Source organism: Pseudomonas sp. R4-84 (assembly GCF_054130985.1).
In genome coordinates, this window is the sequence record NZ_CP096390.1 from 583,840 (window position 1) to 600,717 (window position 16,878).

General features: G+C 54.9%; 11 protein-coding genes, 5 tRNA genes and 3 rRNA genes. 15 read left to right on the forward strand and 4 right to left on the reverse strand.

Features of this window, described 5'->3' with window-relative positions:
* Positions 1–21: 21 nt before the first annotated feature.
* Together M1D68_RS02635 and hemJ are read right to left on the reverse strand one after the other, a co-directional pair.
* Positions 22–990: an NAD(P)H-dependent flavin oxidoreductase gene (locus M1D68_RS02635; protein ID WP_434675457.1), complete on the reverse strand. Its 969-nt coding sequence runs from the start codon at positions 988–990 to the stop codon at positions 22–24.
* Positions 991–1,022: 32 nt separating this feature from the next.
* Positions 1,023–1,454, reverse strand: coding sequence for a protoporphyrinogen oxidase HemJ (gene hemJ / locus M1D68_RS02640; RefSeq protein ID WP_434562028.1), 432 nt, complete (start codon positions 1,452–1,454; stop codon positions 1,023–1,025).
* Positions 1,455–1,588: 134 nt separating this feature from the next.
* Between hemJ and argC the strand changes: the two genes are divergently transcribed.
* Together argC and erpA are read left to right on the forward strand one after the other, a co-directional pair.
* Positions 1,589–2,623: an N-acetyl-gamma-glutamyl-phosphate reductase gene (argC, locus tag M1D68_RS02645; RefSeq protein ID WP_457969211.1), complete on the forward strand. Its 1,035-nt coding sequence runs from the start codon at positions 1,589–1,591 to the stop codon at positions 2,621–2,623.
* Between the two features lie 146 nt (positions 2,624–2,769).
* Positions 2,770–3,120: an iron-sulfur cluster insertion protein ErpA gene (gene erpA / locus M1D68_RS02650; protein WP_420764845.1), complete on the forward strand. Its 351-nt coding sequence runs from the start codon at positions 2,770–2,772 to the stop codon at positions 3,118–3,120.
* 66 nt (positions 3,121–3,186) lie between these two features.
* Here erpA and M1D68_RS02655 read toward each other — a convergent pair whose 3' ends face one another.
* Positions 3,187–4,278, reverse strand: coding sequence for an anhydro-N-acetylmuramic acid kinase (locus tag M1D68_RS02655; RefSeq protein WP_457969213.1), 1,092 nt, complete (start codon positions 4,276–4,278; stop codon positions 3,187–3,189).
* A 3-nt stretch (positions 4,279–4,281) separates the two neighbouring features.
* Positions 4,282–5,688 (reverse strand): peptidoglycan DD-metalloendopeptidase family protein, encoded by a 1,407-nt coding sequence (locus M1D68_RS02660; protein WP_434701272.1) that lies wholly within the window; start codon positions 5,686–5,688, stop codon positions 4,282–4,284.
* Positions 5,689–5,900: 212 nt separating this feature from the next.
* On the opposite strand from M1D68_RS02660, the gene tyrS reads away from it, so the two are divergent.
* The 13 genes from tyrS to tuf all read left to right on the forward strand — a co-directional run bounded on the left by tyrS (position 5,901) and on the right by tuf (position 16,854).
* On the forward strand, positions 5,901–7,100 hold the full coding sequence (tyrS, locus tag M1D68_RS02665) for a tyrosine--tRNA ligase (RefSeq protein ID WP_457969215.1): 1,200 nt from the start codon (positions 5,901–5,903) through the stop codon (positions 7,098–7,100).
* Between the two features lie 559 nt (positions 7,101–7,659).
* A 16S ribosomal RNA gene (locus tag M1D68_RS02670) occupies positions 7,660–9,198 on the forward strand.
* A 65-nt stretch (positions 9,199–9,263) separates the two neighbouring features.
* A tRNA-Ile gene (locus tag M1D68_RS02675) sits at positions 9,264–9,340 on the forward strand.
* A gap of 27 nt (positions 9,341–9,367) precedes the next feature.
* Positions 9,368–9,443 (forward strand) — tRNA-Ala (locus M1D68_RS02680).
* A 250-nt stretch (positions 9,444–9,693) separates the two neighbouring features.
* Positions 9,694–12,585 (forward strand): 23S ribosomal RNA (locus M1D68_RS02685).
* 155 nt (positions 12,586–12,740) lie between these two features.
* Positions 12,741–12,856, forward strand: a 5S ribosomal RNA gene (rrf, locus tag M1D68_RS02690).
* The 16S, 23S and 5S rRNA genes sit together here with 2 tRNA genes alongside, the layout of an rRNA operon.
* 134 nt (positions 12,857–12,990) lie before the next feature.
* Positions 12,991–13,947, forward strand: coding sequence for a bifunctional biotin--[acetyl-CoA-carboxylase] ligase/biotin operon repressor BirA (gene birA / locus M1D68_RS02695; protein ID WP_434562036.1), 957 nt, complete (start codon positions 12,991–12,993; stop codon positions 13,945–13,947).
* Positions 13,937–14,686, forward strand: coding sequence for a pantothenate kinase (locus M1D68_RS02700; RefSeq protein ID WP_434562038.1), 750 nt, complete (start codon positions 13,937–13,939; stop codon positions 14,684–14,686). The genes birA and M1D68_RS02700 overlap by 11 nt, the downstream gene beginning before the upstream one ends.
* A gap of 7 nt (positions 14,687–14,693) precedes the next feature.
* Positions 14,694–15,149: a hypothetical protein gene (locus tag M1D68_RS02705; RefSeq protein ID WP_434562040.1), complete on the forward strand. Its 456-nt coding sequence runs from the start codon at positions 14,694–14,696 to the stop codon at positions 15,147–15,149.
* Between the two features lie 142 nt (positions 15,150–15,291).
* Positions 15,292–15,376: transfer RNA gene (locus tag M1D68_RS02710), tRNA-Tyr, on the forward strand.
* 24 nt (positions 15,377–15,400) lie between these two features.
* Positions 15,401–15,474: transfer RNA gene (locus M1D68_RS02715), tRNA-Gly, on the forward strand.
* Positions 15,475–15,500: 26 nt separating this feature from the next.
* A tRNA-Thr gene (locus M1D68_RS02720) sits at positions 15,501–15,576 on the forward strand.
* Between the two features lie 84 nt (positions 15,577–15,660).
* Entirely contained in the window at positions 15,661–16,854 is a 1,194-nt protein-coding gene (tuf, locus tag M1D68_RS02725) for an elongation factor Tu (protein ID WP_339481469.1), read from the forward strand.
* Positions 16,855–16,878: the final 24 nt, after the last annotated feature.

The following is a 16,878-nucleotide window of genomic DNA, read 5'->3' on the forward strand; positions in this document are numbered from 1 at the left end:
AAGTTGTATTTGTGGTGGGTTTCAGCGGGGCCATTGGCCGCCAAGCTGTGCCGCCCGCGCTTGCGCCTGGCGGTATTCTTCATCCAGGCGTGCGATCAGTTGGTCGACGCTTGGCAAATCATCGATCTCGCCCACGCCTTGACCTGCGGACCATACGGTTTTCCAGGCCTTGGCTTCATCATTGAGCGGTTTGAGTTTCGAATCGGAGCCCGACGCACCCTTGCCTTGCAGGGCGGCCAGGTCGAAGCCGGCACTTTCCAGGCTCTGGCGCATGAAACTGGCCGGCACTCCAGATACAGCGGGAGTATGCACGATGTCCGCGGCTTTGGATGTGAGCAACATCTCTTTATAAGCGTCGGACGCGTGACTTTCGATCGTGCCGATAAAGCGCGTTCCGAAGTAGGCCAGATCCGCGCCGAGCATTTGAGCCGCCAGGATCTGATGGCCGTGGTTCAAGCATCCTGCGAGTAGCAGGGTTTTATCAAAGAATTGCCGGATTTCCGCAACCAGTGCGAACGGGCTCCAGGTCCCGGCATGCCCACCCGCACCGGCCGCGACGGCAATCAGGCCGTCGACGCCTGCTTCGGCGGCTTTTTCGGCATGGCGGCGAGTCGTCACATCGTGGAAGACCAGTCCGCCATAGCCATGGACCGCATCGACCAGTTCTTTCACTGCGCCCAGGCTGGTGATGACGATCGGCACCTTGTGTTCGATGCAGATCGCCAGGTCGGCCTGAAGCCGTGGATTACTGTTATGAACGATCAGATTGACCGCGTAGGGGGCCGGGTTTTCCAGATTGGCCAAGCCCGCTTCGATTTCTTCCAACCACGCCTTGAAGCCGCTGCTCTCGCGTTGGTTCAAGGCCGGAAAGCTGCCGACTACACCGTTGCGACAGCAGGCCAGCACCAATTGGGGGTTGGAAATGAGAAACATGGGTGCTGCCACGACGGGCAGCCGCAGACGTTGTTCAAGCAAGGCGGGCAGTGACATTGGAGGTACCCCGGGGCAGTGTGCGTTTGAAATCAGAACGGCCGGACCACGACGAGAATTACGATAGCCAGCAATATCACGACCGGTATTTCATTGAACCAGCGATAAAAGACATGGCTGCGGGTGTTTTCGCCACGGGCGAAGCGCTTCACCTGGGCTCCACACATGTGGTGATAACCGATCAGTAATACCACCAGGGTGAGCTTGGCGTGCATCCAGCCGCCTTGAGTGAAGTAGGCGCCGGCGTTAAGGCTGAGCAGCCAGATGCCAAACACCAGGGTAGCGATCATCGCCGGACCCATGATGCCGCGATACAACTTGCGTTCCATGATGCTGAAGCGTTCCTTGCTGACGCTGTCTTCGCTTTGGGCGTGATAGACAAACAGGCGAGGCAGATAGAACAGGCCGGCAAACCAGCAGACCATGCTGACGATGTGAAGTGCTTTGAGCCACAGATAGAGCATTTTTGGTTATTCCCAGATTCACGGTAGGCCGATAGTAGAGGTTAGAGCGGCCACACGTCACCTTGGCGGTTGTCGCGGCGACGCGTGCCCCCTATCATCGACGGCTTTCCAGTGGGTTCGTTGAGGGCAGGTCTATGGTCAAGGTCGGTATTGTCGGCGGCACGGGTTACACCGGTGTCGAACTGCTGCGTCTGCTGGCACAGCATCCGCAGGTTGAGGTAGTGGTCATCACCTCCCGATCCGAGGCCGGCCTGGCCGTCGCCGACCTGTATCCGAACCTGCGTGGTCATTATGATGGCCTGGCATTCAGTGTTCCGGATATCAAGACCCTTGGCGCCTGCGATGTGGTGTTCTTCGCCACCCCCCACGGCGTGGCTCACGCGCTGGCAGGCGAATTGCTCGCCGCCGGAACCAAGGTCATCGATCTGTCAGCGGACTTCCGCCTGCAGGACGCCGACGAATGGGCCAAGTGGTACGGCCAGCCTCACGGCGCGCCGGAGCTGCTTGACGAGGCGGTCTATGGGCTGCCGGAAGTCAATCGGGAGAAAATCAGGCAGGCACGGCTGATCGCTGTCCCTGGTTGCTACCCGACTGCAACGCAACTGGGGTTCCTGCCGCTGCTGGAAGCCGGCCTTGCAGATACCTCGCGGCTGATTGCCGACTGCAAGTCCGGTGTCAGCGGTGCCGGGCGTGGCGCCAGTGTCGGTTCGCTGTATTCCGAAACGTCGGAAAGCATGAAGGCCTACGCGGTGAAGGGGCACCGCCACCTGCCGGAGATTCGCCAAGGGTTGCGCCGGGCAGCGGGCCAGGATGTCGGCCTGACCTTCGTGCCGCACCTGACACCGATGATACGTGGTATCCATTCCACCCTGTATGCGACCGTCGTCGACCGTTCGGTGGACCTGCAGGCGTTGTTTGAAAAGCGTTACGCCAATGAGCCGTTTGTCGACGTAATGCCCGCCGGCAGCCACCCTGAGACCCGCAGCGTGCGTGGTGCGAACGTTTGCCGGATTGCCGTGCATCGTCCGCAGGATGGCGACCTGGTAGTGGTATTGTCGGTCATCGACAACTTGGTCAAGGGTGCGTCCGGCCAGGCAGTGCAGAACCTGAACATCCTGTTCGGCCTGGATGAACGCCTGGGCCTGTCCCACGCAGGGATGTTGCCGTAACCGCAACTGCAAGCTTCACCGCGGCAGCTATAGGCTCGGGCTTGTAGCTGCCGTTGCTTTTCTAATAGTTGACCAATTTTGTAGGAGAAGCGGATAATGCCCGCCATCACGCATTATGGCGGCGTAAGCGCCGGGAGATATTCAGCATGAGCGTCGAAACCTTCACCCCCACGGCTTTGCAATTCACCCAAGGTGCCGCGCACAAGGTGAAGAGCCTGGTCGATGAAGAGGGCAATGATCGTTTGAAGCTGCGCGTATTTGTAACGGGCGGCGGTTGTTCAGGTTTCCAGTACGGCTTCACTTTTGATGAAGAAGTGGCTGAGGATGACACTATTGTCGAGCGCGAAGGCGTGAGCCTGGTGGTCGATCCGATGAGCTTCCAGTATCTGGCCGGGGCCGAGGTGGATTACCAGGAGGGCCTGGAAGGGTCGCGTTTCGTGATCAAGAATCCAAACGCTACCACTACTTGTGGCTGCGGCTCTTCATTCTCGATCTGATAGCTTCATAAAAAAACCGCGGGTGCCTTACGGCACTGCGGTTTTTTGTTGCCTGCAATTTTGACCTCAGGCCGGGTAGATAGCGCCGAGAACGCGCAGGCCGCGGGCGCCTGTGACGCTTGGGCGATTGCCTGGAATACCGCCAAGGCAGCAATGGGCAAGCCAGGCGAAGGCCATGGCTTCGACCCAATCCGGATCAACGCCGTAAACTGCAGTACTGTTGACGGTAGCATGCGGCAGCAAGTCAGCCAGGCGCTTCATGAGCGTGTGGTTGTGCGCGCCGCCGCCGCAGACCAACAACTCTTGGGTATTTGACTGGGCATGTTGCAGTGATTCAACAATCGTCAGGGCAGTGAGTTCGAGCAGCGTGGCCTGTACGTCTTGCGGGGCGATGCCTGGCAGCTGCGACAGATGCCGGGTCAGCCAAGGCAAGTTGAAGACTTCACGCCCAGTGCTTTTCGGCCCCTTGGTGACGAAGAACGGGTCGCTGAGCAGGGTCTTCAGCAGGACTGGTTCGACTTTCCCGCTGGCGGCCCATTGGCCATCGCGATCGAAGTGCTCGCCTCGTTGTTGAAGTATCCAGGCATCGAGCAATACGTTCCCCGGACCGCAGTCGAAACCGGCTACGGGTTTCGCGGGCTCTATCAGGCTGAGATTGCTGAAGCCGCCGACGTTCAGAACGGCGCGATTTCCGACTCGCTCTTCAAACAGCGCCTCGTGAAACGCAGGAACGAGTGGGGCGCCTTGTCCGCCAGCAGCCACATCACGGCTGCGGAAATCGCTAACGACGGTGATGCCGGTCAACTCAGTCAGCAATGCTGGATTGCCGATCTGCACGGTAAATCCACGGGCCGGCTCATGGCGAATGGTCTGGCCATGGCTGCCAATTGCCGTGATGTCCGCCGGCTTGAGTTTCTGTTCGTTGAGTAAGGCGTGTATGCCCTGTGCGGCCAGCTTTACCCAGTTTTGCTGGGCAATCGCCGAGCGAGCAATCTCGTCGGGCCCGCTGGTGCACAATTCGAGCAGCTCGGTGCGCAGGTCGGTGGGCATGGGGATGTAGTGGGTGGCGATCAATTTGATCGCCGGGTCCAGTTCAACCAGTGCGATATCCAAGCCATCCAGGCTGGTCCCGGACATCACACCGATATAAAGCGCCATGACTTAGCGCTTGCTCGAGGCTAGCATCGTGGCTTTCTCTTGATCCATGCGAGCCATCAAGGGTTGGCTCTGAGCCAGGAAGCGCGTGCGCTCGGCCTTGGCAATCGGATCGGCCATCGGCAGTTTCTGGCCAAGCGGGTCGACGTGGACGCCGTTGACCTGGAACTCATAATGCAAGTGCGGACCGGTGGACAGGCCGGTGGTGCCAATATAGCCGATGACTTGGCCTTGCTTGACGGTGCCGCCCGTTTTCACGCCTTTGGCAAAGCCCTGCATGTGACCGTACAGCGTGCGATAGGTATTGCCGTGCTGGATGATCACCGTATTGCCATACCCGCCGCGACGTCCGGCCAGCAGTACCTTGCCATCACCGGCAGCCTTGATTGGCGTACCGCGAGGAGCGGCGTAATCGACACCTTTGTGGGCGCGGATTTTGTTCAGAATCGGATGCTTGCGACCGGCGGAAAACTTCGAGCTGATGCGGGCGAAATCAACCGGTGTGCGGATGAATGCCTTGCGCATGCTGTTGCCGTCGGCGGTGTAGTAACTGCTATTGCCTTGTTTGTTGGTGTAGCGCACCGCGGTGTAGGTTTTTCCACGGTTGGTGAAGCGCGCGGAAAGAATCGGGCCGTTGCCGACGCTCTTCCCATTAACCATCTTCTGTTCATAGATGACGTCAAATTCGTCACCCTGGCGAATGTCCTGGGCAAAGTCGATGTCGTAGCCAAACACATTGGCCATGTCCATGGTCAGACTATGGGAAAGGCCGGCGCGCGCTGCCGACTGAGACAACGAACTGTTGATGACCCCATGAACGTAGGCTGAGCGAACGGTAGGTTTGGCGGTGACGCGGTTGAACACATAACCCTTGTCGTTCTTGGTCAGGGTGATGGTTTCAAGATCGCTCAGCTTGGTGTGCAGGTTGGTCAGTTGGCCTTCTGGATCGAGTTCGAATTCCAGCTTCTGGCCGCGTTGCAGTTGGGCGAATTGTTTGGCTTGCTTGTCGCTGGCCAGGATTTCATGGACGGCAGTCGGGGGCAGGCCGACCTTTTCAAAAAGGGTAGAGAGCGTGTCGCCTTTCGCAACGATCACTTCGCGATGGTCCGGTCCTTTCTGTTCTTCTGCGACAGGTGCTGCAGCCTGGGCAGTATCTTCCGGGCTGTTTTCAATCTGCGCAAAAGGAGAGGCGGCCGGTTCGTTTGTGGCCTGAACGGCTTCGGCGGCGTCTTGTTCTTGTGTCAGTTGTTCAGCAGGGCTTTCCAGTTCGAGACTCAAAGTCGTCTTTTTGGCTTCAACATCGCTGGAGGGAAACACCAGGAGTGCCAGGCTAAGGAGGGCTGCGATGCCACTTGCAGCAAGCAGGTGGGTCTTCGGGTAAAGCGGCGGCGCTTTAGACGGTTCTGAGGTCATAAGTAATTTTGACTTTTAAAAAATGAATTGGAAAAGATGAATGACATGATGAAGATGAAATAACTGTATAAAATATAACCAAAACCCCTGCGAAGCAAGCCCGCGAGCCTTCTGTTCTGTTGGATGGGCTTCCTCATGCCCGGCAAACCTTGTATTTGGTGCGCGATCTTGTATGGTTGGGGCCCTTTGAATCTGAGCCTTACGGGTCTGTTATGAAGTCGGTTGAAGAGCAGCTAGCGCTGATCAAACGTGGTGCGGAAGAACTGTTGGTCGAGTCCGAGCTGATCGAAAAGCTCAAGCGCGGGCAGCCGCTGCGCATCAAGGCTGGTTTCGATCCGACGGCGCCTGACCTGCACCTTGGCCATACCGTGCTTATCAATAAGCTGCGCCAGTTCCAGGACCTTGGGCACCAGGTCATCTTTCTTATAGGTGACTTCACCGGGATGATCGGTGATCCGAGCGGGAAGAGCGCGACACGCCCACCGTTGACCCGTGAGCAGGTTCTCGACAACGCGGAAACCTACAAGACTCAGGTTTTCAAGATTCTTGACCCCGCCAAGACTGAGGTGGCTTTCAACTCTACTTGGATGGATCAGATGGGGCCGGCTGATTTCATTCGCCTGACTTCCCAATACACTGTCGCTCGCATGCTCGAGCGTGATGATTTCGACAAGCGCTACACAACCAACCAGCCAATCGCCATTCATGAGTTTCTCTACCCGCTCGTACAGGGTTATGACTCGGTCGCGTTGCGCGCGGACGTTGAGCTTGGCGGAACCGACCAGAAGTTCAACCTATTGATGGGGCGTGAGCTGCAGCGCGGTTATGGCCAAGAGGCTCAGTGCATCCTGACCATGCCTTTGCTGGAAGGGCTCGATGGCGTGAAGAAGATGTCCAAGTCCCTGGGCAACTACGTAGGCATCCAGGAAGCGCCAGGCGTCATGTATGGCAAATTGGTCTCTATTCCTGATGTTCTGATGTGGCGTTATTTCGAGCTGTTGAGTTTCCGGTCCATGGACGAGATCAATGGGTTCCGTGCGGATGTGGAGGCTGGGGCGAATCCGCGTGACATCAAGATCAAGTTGGCCGAGGAAATCGTTGCGCGTTTCCATGGTGAGGAGGCTGCGGCCAATGCTCATCGTGCAGCAGGTAATCGCATGAAAGATGGTGAGTTGCCGGATGATTTGCCTGAGGTCGAGTTGATCGCCGCTGAGGATATGCCGATCGCTGCGGTGCTTAATAAGGCAGGTTTGGTCAAGAATGCCGCAATGGCGCGGGACCTCCTGGGTTCGGGGGGTGTGCGTATAGATGGTGAGGTGGTGGATCGCACCTACATATATAAGCTGGGTTCTACTCATGTGTGCCAAGCCGGCAAGAAGGCTTTCGCACGTATTGCGCTGAAATCTGCGTAAAGCTGAAAATAACGGTTGACGGCAAATTCTGGATGTCTATAATTCGCCCCACTTCCGGCGCAGTCGAAACGGAAAACTCCTTGAGTTTCAATGAGTTAGCCAAGTTTCGGTAAGTGCTTCGCTTCAGTTCATCGAAGCACGGAAGGAGTGGGTAGGCCGGTTTGTTGGGCGCTATCGACGGTTCGATCTTCTCGGTCGAAAGCGGTAAAAAAGAGGTGTTGACAGCAGCGAGTAACGCTGTAGAATTCGCCTCCCGCTAACGAGAGATCGAAAGCGCAAGTGGTTGAAGTTGTTAAGGTTTCCAAGCGAAACTTTGAAAACTTCTTAAAATACCGCTTGACAGATACACGGGGCGCTGTAGAATGCGCGCCTCGGTTGAGACGAAAGGCTCAACCTACCGCTCTTTAACAACTGAATCAAGCAATTCGTGTGGGTGCTTGTGGAGTCAGACTGCTAGTCAACAGATTATCAGCATCACAAGTTACTCCGCGAGAAATCAAAGATGTAACCAACGATTGCTGAGCCAAGTTTAGGGTTTTCTCAAAACCCAAAGATGTTTGAACTGAAGAGTTTGATCATGGCTCAGATTGAACGCTGGCGGCAGGCCTAACACATGCAAGTCGAGCGGCAGCACGGGTACTTGTACCTGGTGGCGAGCGGCGGACGGGTGAGTAATGCCTAGGAATCTGCCTGGTAGTGGGGGATAACGCTCGGAAACGGACGCTAATACCGCATACGTCCTACGGGAGAAAGCAGGGGACCTTCGGGCCTTGCGCTATCAGATGAGCCTAGGTCGGATTAGCTAGTTGGTGAGGTAATGGCTCACCAAGGCGACGATCCGTAACTGGTCTGAGAGGATGATCAGTCACACTGGAACTGAGACACGGTCCAGACTCCTACGGGAGGCAGCAGTGGGGAATATTGGACAATGGGCGAAAGCCTGATCCAGCCATGCCGCGTGTGTGAAGAAGGTCTTCGGATTGTAAAGCACTTTAAGTTGGGAGGAAGGGCATTAACCTAATACGTTAGTGTTTTGACGTTACCGACAGAATAAGCACCGGCTAACTCTGTGCCAGCAGCCGCGGTAATACAGAGGGTGCAAGCGTTAATCGGAATTACTGGGCGTAAAGCGCGCGTAGGTGGTTCGTTAAGTTGGATGTGAAATCCCCGGGCTCAACCTGGGAACTGCATTCAAAACTGTCGAGCTAGAGTATGGTAGAGGGTGGTGGAATTTCCTGTGTAGCGGTGAAATGCGTAGATATAGGAAGGAACACCAGTGGCGAAGGCGACCACCTGGACTGATACTGACACTGAGGTGCGAAAGCGTGGGGAGCAAACAGGATTAGATACCCTGGTAGTCCACGCCGTAAACGATGTCAACTAGCCGTTGGGAGCCTTGAGCTCTTAGTGGCGCAGCTAACGCATTAAGTTGACCGCCTGGGGAGTACGGCCGCAAGGTTAAAACTCAAATGAATTGACGGGGGCCCGCACAAGCGGTGGAGCATGTGGTTTAATTCGAAGCAACGCGAAGAACCTTACCAGGCCTTGACATCCAATGAACTTTCCAGAGATGGATTGGTGCCTTCGGGAGCATTGAGACAGGTGCTGCATGGCTGTCGTCAGCTCGTGTCGTGAGATGTTGGGTTAAGTCCCGTAACGAGCGCAACCCTTGTCCTTAGTTACCAGCACGTTATGGTGGGCACTCTAAGGAGACTGCCGGTGACAAACCGGAGGAAGGTGGGGATGACGTCAAGTCATCATGGCCCTTACGGCCTGGGCTACACACGTGCTACAATGGTCGGTACAGAGGGTTGCCAAGCCGCGAGGTGGAGCTAATCCCACAAAACCGATCGTAGTCCGGATCGCAGTCTGCAACTCGACTGCGTGAAGTCGGAATCGCTAGTAATCGCGAATCAGAATGTCGCGGTGAATACGTTCCCGGGCCTTGTACACACCGCCCGTCACACCATGGGAGTGGGTTGCACCAGAAGTAGCTAGTCTAACCTTCGGGAGGACGGTTACCACGGTGTGATTCATGACTGGGGTGAAGTCGTAACAAGGTAGCCGTAGGGGAACCTGCGGCTGGATCACCTCCTTAATCGACGACAGCAGCGGCTCCATGAGCTCCCACACGAATTGCTTGATTCATTGAAGAAGACGATTGGGTCTGTAGCTCAGTTGGTTAGAGCGCACCCCTGATAAGGGTGAGGTCGGCAGTTCGAATCTGCCCAGACCCACCAATTTCATGGTGTACCCTGTAGCGATACGGGGCCATAGCTCAGCTGGGAGAGCGCCTGCCTTGCACGCAGGAGGTCAGCGGTTCGATCCCGCTTGGCTCCACCATTACAGATTGGTTCCAACGTTTAAAGCTTAGAAATGAGCATTCCATCCGCGGGATGATGAATGTTGATTTCTAGTCTTTTGATTAGATCGTTCTTTAAAAATTTGGGTATGTGATAGAAAGATAGACTGAACGTTACTTTCACTGGTAACGGATCAGGCTAAGGTAAAATTTGTGAGTGGCTCTTAGAGCCAGATCGAATTTTCGGCGAATGTCGTCTTCACAGTATAACCAGATTGCTTGGGGTTATATGGTCAAGTGAAGAAGCGCATACGGCGGATGCCTTGGCAGTCAGAGGCGATGAAAGACGTGGTAGCCTGCGAAAAGCTTCGGGGAGTCGGCAAACAGACTGTGATCCGGAGATGTCTGAATGGGGGAACCCAACCATCATAAGATGGTTATCTTGTACTGAATACATAGGTGCAAGAAGCGAACCAGGGGAACTGAAACATCTAAGTACCCTGAGGAAAAGAAATCAACCGAGATTCCCTTAGTAGTGGCGAGCGAACGGGGACTAGCCCTTAAGCTTCTTTGATTTTAGCGGAACGCTCTGGAAAGTGCGGCCATAGTGGGTGATAGCCCTGTACGCGAAAGGATCTTAGAAGTGAAATCGAGTAGGACGGAGCACGAGAAACTTTGTCTGAATATGGGGGGACCATCCTCCAAGGCTAAATACTACTGACTGACCGATAGTGAACTAGTACCGTGAGGGAAAGGCGAAAAGAACCCCGGAGAGGGGAGTGAAATAGATCCTGAAACCGTATGCGTACAAGCAGTGGGAGCCCACTTTGTTGGGTGACTGCGTACCTTTTGTATAATGGGTCAGCGACTTATTTTCAGTGGCGAGCTTAACCGAATAGGGGAGGCGTAGCGAAAGCGAGTCTTAATAGGGCGTCTAGTCGCTGGGAATAGACCCGAAACCGGGCGATCTATCCATGGGCAGGTTGAAGGTTAGGTAACACTGACTGGAGGACCGAACCGACTACCGTTGAAAAGTTAGCGGATGACCTGTGGATCGGAGTGAAAGGCTAATCAAGCTCGGAGATAGCTGGTTCTCCTCGAAAGCTATTTAGGTAGCGCCTCATGTATCACTGTAGGGGGTAGAGCACTGTTTCGGCTAGGGGGTCATCCCGACTTACCAAACCGATGCAAACTCCGAATACCTACAAGTGCCGAGCATGGGAGACACACGGCGGGTGCTAACGTCCGTCGTGAAAAGGGAAACAACCCAGACCGTCAGCTAAGGTCCCAAAGTTATGGTTAAGTGGGAAACGATGTGGGAAGGCTTAGACAGCTAGGAGGTTGGCTTAGAAGCAGCCACCCTTTAAAGAAAGCGTAATAGCTCACTAGTCGAGTCGGCCTGCGCGGAAGATGTAACGGGGCTCAAACCATACACCGAAGCTACGGGTATCACGTAAGTGATGCGGTAGAGGAGCGTTCTGTAAGCCTGTGAAGGTGAGTTGAGAAGCTTGCTGGAGGTATCAGAAGTGCGAATGCTGACATGAGTAACGACAATGGGTGTGAAAAACACCCACGCCGAAAGACCAAGGTTTCCTGCGCAACGTTAATCGACGCAGGGTTAGTCGGTCCCTAAGGCGAGGCTGAAAAGCGTAGTCGATGGAAAACAGGTTAATATTCCTGTACTTCTGGTTATTGCGATGGAGGGACGGAGAAGGCTAGGCCAGCTTGGCGTTGGTTGTCCAAGTTTAAGGTGGTAGGCTGAGATCTTAGGTAAATCCGGGATCTCAAGGCCGAGAGCTGATGACGAGTTACCCTTTGGGTGACGAAGTGGTTGATGCCATGCTTCCAAGAAAAGCTTCTAAGCTTCAGGTAACCAGGAACCGTACCCCAAACCGACACAGGTGGTTGGGTAGAGAATACCAAGGCGCTTGAGAGAACTCGGGTGAAGGAACTAGGCAAAATGGCACCGTAACTTCGGGAGAAGGTGCGCCGGTGAGGGTGAAGCACTTGCTGCGTAAGCCCACGCCGGTCGAAGATACCAGGCCGCTGCGACTGTTTATTAAAAACACAGCACTCTGCAAACACGAAAGTGGACGTATAGGGTGTGACGCCTGCCCGGTGCCGGAAGGTTAATTGATGGGGTTAGCTAACGCGAAGCTCTTGATCGAAGCCCCGGTAAACGGCGGCCGTAACTATAACGGTCCTAAGGTAGCGAAATTCCTTGTCGGGTAAGTTCCGACCTGCACGAATGGCGTAACGATGGCGGCGCTGTCTCCACCCGAGACTCAGTGAAATTGAAATCGCTGTGAAGATGCAGTGTATCCGCGGCTAGACGGAAAGACCCCGTGAACCTTTACTATAGCTTTGCACTGGACTTTGAATTTGCTTGTGTAGGATAGGTGGGAGGCTTTGAAGCGTGGACGCCAGTCTGCGTGGAGCCATCCTTGAAATACCACCCTGGCAACTTTGAGGTTCTAACTCAGGTCCGTTATCCGGATCGAGGACAGTGTATGGTGGGTAGTTTGACTGGGGCGGTCTCCTCCTAAAGAGTAACGGAGGAGTACGAAGGTGCGCTCAGACCGGTCGGAAATCGGTCGTAGAGTATAAAGGCAAAAGCGCGCTTGACTGCGAGACAGACACGTCGAGCAGGTACGAAAGTAGGTCTTAGTGATCCGGTGGTTCTGTATGGAAGGGCCATCGCTCAACGGATAAAAGGTACTCCGGGGATAACAGGCTGATACCGCCCAAGAGTTCATATCGACGGCGGTGTTTGGCACCTCGATGTCGGCTCATCACATCCTGGGGCTGAAGCCGGTCCCAAGGGTATGGCTGTTCGCCATTTAAAGTGGTACGCGAGCTGGGTTTAGAACGTCGTGAGACAGTTCGGTCCCTATCTGCCGTGGACGTTTGAGATTTGAGAGGGGCTGCTCCTAGTACGAGAGGACCGGAGTGGACGAACCTCTGGTGTTCCGGTTGTCACGCCAGTGGCATTGCCGGGTAGCTATGTTCGGAAAAGATAACCGCTGAAAGCATCTAAGCGGGAAACTTGCCTCAAGATGAGATCTCACTGGAGCCTTGAGCTCCCTGAAGGGCCGTCGAAGACTACGACGTTGATAGGCAGGGTGTGTAAGCGCTGTGAGGCGTTGAGCTAACCTGTACTAATTGCCCGTGAGGCTTGACCATATAACACCCAAGCAATTTGTAGACTCGAAAGAGGCCAGATTGCGGTGTTGTGAAGACGAAACGAACCGAAAGTTCGAGATACTCACAAAGCAACACGCTATCACATACCCATTCGCTGGAACGTGACCGCAAGGCACGCGCTGGCTACCGAATTTCTTGACGACCATAGAGCATTGGAACCACCTGATCCCATCCCGAACTCAGAAGTGAAACGATGCATCGCCGATGGTAGTGTGGGGTTTCCCCATGTGAGAGTAGGTCATCGTCAAGATTAAATTCCGAAACCCCTATCTGCTGACGCAGGTAGGGGTTTTGTTTTTGCGCCTGGTAAAGCCGTTTCGAGTTTCTATGCAACAGTCCTGTGCATGGCTATCATGCTGGCCTCGGTAATCAGGCGCGGTTCGTATGCTCACGTTGTTAAAACTTCTGAAGGATGGTCGTTTCCATTCAGGCCAGGCACTAGGTGCCGGGCTGGGCATCAGTCGCAGTGCTGTCTGGAAGCAATTGCAGCATCTGGAGGCCGAGTTGGGATTGTCTGTTCATAAAGTTAGAGGCAAGGGGTATCAGTTGGCTAGGCCGCTGTCACTTTTGGATGCTGCGAAAATCTGCGCGAAAGAAGGCCTTGAGTGGCCTGTCTATATCCATGACTCCATCGACTCTACCAATGCCGAAGCGTTGCGTTCCATAGAGCGCGGAGTGGATGCGCCATTCTTGGTCTTGGCTGAGCGGCAGCTCGCTGGCCGCGGTCGTCGTGGCCGTAAATGGGTCAGTCCGTTCGCTGCCAATCTTTATTACAGTCTGGTCTTGCGCATTGATGGCGGTATGCGGCAAATCGAAGGGCTGAGTCTCGTTGTTGGGCTCGCTGTCATGCATGCGCTTCGTGATTTTGGAATCGCTGAGGCTGGGTTGAAATGGCCCAACGATGTGTTGGTGGGCAACAAAAAAATTGCCGGTATCTTGCTCGAATTAGTGGGTGATCCGGCGGACGTCTGTCATGTCGTCCTGGGTGTCGGGGTCAACGTGAATATGCAATCAACTGACGAGGTTGATCAGCAGTGGACGTCCATGAGCCTAGAGGCAGGCCGTGTATTTGATCGTAACGATCTTGTGGTCCATATGAGCGCGAAGCTTCAACAGTACCTCGAGTTGCATCATGCGTCGGGGTTTGCGGCGATCCAGCTGGAGTGGGAAAACTATCATTTATGGCAGGGCCGTGCCGTTTCGCTAATTGCGGGTGTGAACCAGATTGACGGCGTAGTGATGGGCATTGACCACCAGGGAGCGCTGCGTTTGAAGGTGGATGGTGTGGAAAAGAGCTTTAGCGGCGGTGAGCTCAGTTTGAGGTTGCGTGATGATTCTTGAGCTCGATTGCGGCAACAGTTTTATCAAATGGCGGGTTCTTTGCTCCGACGGTGTTACGCCTGTTGAAGGTGGTGTGGTCGGTTCCGATGATGATCTGCTCGCCAGCCTGGGCGATGCCCAGAGGTTTCAGCTAAAGAAATGCCGTCTGGTCAGCGTCAGGACGCCCGAGGAAACTGACTCGTTGGTCGCTTCCTTGACACAGACCTTCGGGGTGTCCGTGGTACGTGCCGTACCGGCTCGAGAAATGGCGGGCGTGACAAATGGTTACGAAGAGTACGATCGGTTAGGTCTTGATCGTTGGCTTGCCTTGCTTGGCGGTTTCCATCTCGCTTCCGGTGCTTGCCTGGTGCTCGATTTTGGCACGGCCGTTACAGCCGACTTCGTGGCGGCGGACGGTGAGCATCTAGGGGGGTTCATTTGTCCGGGCATGCCTTTGATGCGCAACCAGTTGCGTACCCATACTCGGCGAATTCGCTACGATGACACTGCTGCCGAGCGAGCGCACGAGACTCTTGCTCCGGGAAGGGCGACGGTCGAGGCGGTTGAGCGCGGTTGTATGCTGATGCTCAGAGGTTTCGTCCTGACCCAGCTTGAATTGGCGCGGCAATATTGGGGGCAGGATTTCGAGGTGTTTTTAACGGGAGGGGACGCCAGTCTGGTTGTTGGGGTCGTACCGCAAGCCAAGGTTGCGCCTGACCTGGTTTTTGTTGGCTTGGCGATGGCTTGTCCTTTGTCTTGAGGTTTCTATGCGGTGGCTGTTTCTGTTGTTACTGGTTCTGAATGGCTTCTACTATGTCTGGCATCAGCAGGAGGCCCCGCTGCGGGCCAAGGATGTAACGCCACTGAGCTTGTATCGCGGCTCGCAGCAGGATATTCATCTTCTGAGTGAAACGGCGGATTCGCTTGTCAGGCGTGATTTCGGCAAGTCCGGAGAGGTGCGCAAGAATTGTAATTATCTAGGCGGTTTTGCTCGTGCTGAGCTGGCCAGGCAGCTGGAGCAGCGATTGGTTTCGTTGGGCGTGATGGGGCGTACATCCGTGCTGAGCTCCGAAGGTGCACCTGAGGGCGGAGGATTTTGGGTCCAGGTTGTTCCTGAAAGCGCAGGAAAGGTTAATGAAGGGTTGGTTCAAAACCTTTCTAAAGAATTCAATGAGTTAAAACATAAAATAATGCCATGCGAAGGGGTTGCGCCTGCTGGGTAGTTTGCATAGAATGGCGCCCGCTTCGCAGTGAAGACCTTTAACGGTTATCAGTGGGGAGCGATGTCAACGCAGCTAACCTCAGGTTTTTAATGAGAAAATGCTTGACAGAAGGCTGGCATGATATAGAATGCCGGCTCGCTTAGGAGGGGTTCCCGAGCGGCCAAAGGGATCAGACTGTAAATCTGACGTCTACGACTTCGAAGGTTCGAATCCTTCCCCCTCCACCAGTTTTAGCGTGAGCTGCAAGCTCCGCGGGTATAGTTTAGTGGTAGAACCTCAGCCTTCCAAGCTGATGATGCGGGTTCGATTCCCGCTACCCGCTCCAAGTTTGCAGGTTGTGCAAAATGTTTTGCTCTTGTAGCTCAGTTGGTAGAGCACACCCTTGGTAAGGGTGAGGTCAGCGGTTCAAATCCGCTCAAGAGCTCCATATTACAAGGCAGATATGAAAATATCTGCCTTTGTTTTAATGGCTCGTGTGACTTGCTAAATTCTTCTCCTAGGGGTGATTTCGATGGCTAAGGAAAAGTTCGAACGTAATAAGCCGCACGTCAACGTTGGTACCATCGGTCACGTCGACCACGGTAAAACCACGCTGACCGCTGCTCTGACCCGTGTCTGCTCCGAAGTTTTCGGTTCGGCCAAGGTTGACTTCGACAAGATCGACAGCGCCCCGGAAGAGAAAGCTCGCGGTATCACCATCAACACCGCTCACGTTGAATACGATTCGTCCGTGCGTCACTACGCACACGTTGACTGCCCAGGTCACGCCGACTACGTAAAAAACATGATCACCGGTGCTGCCCAGATGGACGGCGCGATCCTGGTTTGCTCGGCCGCTGATGGTCCGATGCCACAAACCCGTGAGCACATCCTGCTGTCCCGTCAGGTAGGCGTTCCGTACATCGTTGTCTTCCTGAACAAGGCTGACATGGTTGACGACGCTGAGCTGCTGGAACTGGTTGAGATGGAAGTGCGCGACCTGCTGAGCACTTACGACTTCCCAGGTGATGACACTCCAATCATCATCGGTTCGGCTCTGATGGCTCTGAACGGCCAAGACGACAACGAAATGGGCACCACTGCTGTCAAGAAGCTGGTGGAAACTCTGGACAGCTACATCCCAGAGCCAGAGCGTGCTATCGACAAGCCGTTCCTGATGCCAATCGAAGACGTATTCTCGATCTCCGGTCGCGGTACTGTTGTGACTGGTCGTGTTGAGCGTGGCATCGTCCGTATCCAGGAAGAAGTTGAGATCGTCGGTCTGCGCGACACTCAGAAAACTACCTGCACCGGCGTTGAAATGTTCCGCAAGCTGCTCGACGAAGGTCGTGCTGGCGAGAACTGCGGCGTACTGCTGCGTGGCACCAAGCGTGACGACGTTGAGCGTGGCCAGGTTCTGGTCAAGCCGGGCACCGTCAAGCCGCACACCAAGTTCACCGCAGAAGTCTACGTTCTGAGCAAGGAAGAAGGCGGTCGTCACACTCCGTTCTTCAAAGGCTACCGTCCACAGTTCTACTTCCGTACAACTGACGTGACTGGTAACTGCGAGCTGCCAGAAGGCGTTGAAATGGTAATGCCAGGTGACAACATTCAGATGACTGTCACTCTGATCAAGACCATCGCGATGGAAGACGGCCTGCGTTTCGCTATCCGTGAAGGCGGTCGTACCGTCGGCGCCGGCGTCGTAGCCAAAGTCATCGAGTAAATAGTTGTAATGTCTTTTTCGGGC